The organism is Geminicoccus flavidas (genome assembly GCF_009806515.1).
Classification (GTDB): Bacteria; Pseudomonadota; Alphaproteobacteria; order Geminicoccales; family Geminicoccaceae; genus Geminicoccus; species Geminicoccus flavidus.
This window is the reverse complement of record NZ_WUJP01001040.1, coordinates 1-2270: the sequence shown is the minus strand read 5'-3', so window position 1 is coordinate 2270 and position 2270 is coordinate 1. Positions and strand designations below refer to the sequence as shown.

General features: G+C 69.0%; 1 protein-coding gene and 1 pseudogene. Both read left to right on the top strand.

Annotation, left to right across the window (positions count from 1 at the left end; translation table 11 throughout):
• The first annotated feature begins 458 nt into the window (after window positions 1–458).
• Window positions 459–1775 (top strand): alpha-hydroxy-acid oxidizing protein, encoded by a 1317-nt coding sequence (locus EQG76_RS29835; protein ID WP_159718881.1) that lies wholly within the window; start codon window positions 459–461, stop codon window positions 1773–1775.
• An 84-nt stretch (window positions 1776–1859) separates the two neighbouring features.
• A pseudogene (locus EQG76_RS29830) lies at window positions 1860–2270 on the top strand (sorbosone dehydrogenase family protein); the annotation flags it as partial.

Below are 2270 nucleotides of genomic sequence, written 5' to 3'. Positions count from 1 at the left end.
GGCCCTATACCAAGAGCTATGCCGGCGAATACGGCTCCGTCGCCTACACCAGCGCCTGCAAGGCTTGAGCCGGACGTTAGATCCACCCGGGGCCGCGCCCGCGCAGATCATCGTGATGTCCCGGACGTAGTAAGGCGGGGCGGCGACGCCGCCCCGCCGATTCCCTTTCCTGCTTGACCCGACGAGCTAGACCGAGGGCGGCTGCGCCGAACAACTCGGTCCCTGTCACCCAGGGTGCTGACGAGCCTGCAGCTGGTAACAGCCGGTCATGGAGAGCCGATGGGAGCAGGTTCAGCTTTACCTGGATGGCACCGTCATCATCGGCCGCCCGTCGGAGAGTCGGCGGCAGGGCGGGTTGCGCGGCGCCGCGCCACGGAGTTCCCGCCGAGTGGAGCGCCGATGTTCCGGTCTGGCCCGTCATACCTTCCAGCAGAGCTGACCTGACTAACCTGTGGCCCATGACCAGCGTCGGCCGACGCCGCCAGACTGACATCTTCATGGCCGGCCTGGCCAGGCGGCGGCCGGTCGTGCCGGTTTGCCCGCGGCGGCTGGAGCAGGCGGCACTGGCCCGCCTGGGTGGCGACGCTGCAGCCTACATCGCCGGAGGTGCCGGGTTCGAGCGGACCATGGCCGCCAACCGCGCGGCGTTCGATCGCTGGGCCATCGTGCAGCGGGTGCTGCGCGACGTGTCGAAGCGCGATCTGTCGGTGGAGCTGTTCGGCCGCTCGCTGCCACTGCCGTTCCTCCTCGGCCCCATCGGCGTCCTCGACATGGCCCACCGTCAGGCGGATCTGGCGGCCGCACGAGCAGCGCGCGCGGAGGGCATTCCCTTCGTGACATCCACCCAGTCGTCCTTTTCCATGGAGGAGATCGCGCAGGCGGGCGGAGACGGACCACGCTGGTTCCAGCTTTACTGGTCGGCGCGGGACGAACTGACGGAGAGCTTTGTCCGGCGTGCCGAACTCGCCGGCTACGAGGCGCTAGTCGTCACCCTCGACACGACGGAGCTGAGCTGGCGGCCGCGCGATCTGGATCGGGGCTACCTGCCATTCCTGCGCGGCCGCGGCATTGCCAACTATGTCTCCGATCCCGTGTTTGGCGGCCTGCGCTGTGCAGGGGAAGGCAATGCGGCGAGCCTGCCCGTTCACCCGATGATCGTCTGGTCCGTCCTCGAGTTCCTGCGTGCCTGGCCAGGCGGGATGCTGGACGGCCTGCGTAGGTCCAAGGAGGCGATGGCGGCGATCCAGCGTTTCGTCGCCGTCTATGCGCGACCCAGCCTGACCTGGGGCGACCTGCCATTCCTGCGGGCGCGCACTCGGCTGCCGATCCTGCTCAAAGGGGTGCTGCATCCAGACGACGCCCGCAGGGCGCTCGACGCGGGCGTGGACGGCATCATCGTCTCCAACCACGGCGGACGCCAGCTCGACGGGGCGATCGGCGCGCTTCATGCGCTGCCCGCCATTGTCGACGTTGTTGCGGAGCGGCTGCCGGTCCTGTTCGACAGCGGGATCCGGACGGGTTCGGACATCATCAAAGCGATCGCCCTGGGTGCCCGCGCCGTCTTGATCGGCCGGCCCTATGTCTATGGCTTGGCTCTCAAGGGCGAAGCCGGTGTGCGGGCCGTCATCAGCGACCTCGCTGCCGATCTGGACCTGACGCTCGGCCTGTCGGGATTTTGCCGCCTCCGTGACCTGAATCGTTCCGCGCTCACCGACTGCCATCCTGATCGGCAGCAGCGGGCAGGGCAGGCCGAGCACGGGCGGCCGGAAGGGTAACACGTGCGTCGGGCCGCAGAATCGCGGATTTCCAGCTGCCGCGCAGGCAGCTAGCTTCCCCGGCGCCTGCAGGAAGGGAACGCGATGAACTTGACGGATCTCTACGGCCGCTTGGTCGCGCTGATCGGTGCCGGGACGATCCTGGTGCGGCACCGCAACGACGGGATCCGCGCCCAGGCCACCGGTACGACGCCGGCCATCCCGCCGGCCCGCTCGCAAGGAGCGCTGCCGACCCTGAAGATGCCGACCGCGCAGGGCTGGAGTGCCGGGCAGACCCCGACTGCCGCTCCTGGTCTCAAGGTCAACGCGTTCGCCACGGGCCTGAAGCACCCGCGCTGGATCCATGTGCTGCCGGACGGTGGCGTGCTGGCGGCCGAGGCGCTGACCCTGCCAGGGGCGGTCAAGAGCCCGTTCGACTTTGCCCAGTACAGCACGATGAAGCGGGCGGGCGCGGTCGGCGAGAGCCCGAACCGGATCACCCTCCTGCGCGACCAA

What these genes read in the sequence shown, in the direction of transcription:
- EQG76_RS29835 (WP_159718881.1), top strand. Translation starts at nt 459, where the DNA reads ATGACCAGCGTCGGCCGACGCCGCCAGACTGACATCTTCATGGCCGGC.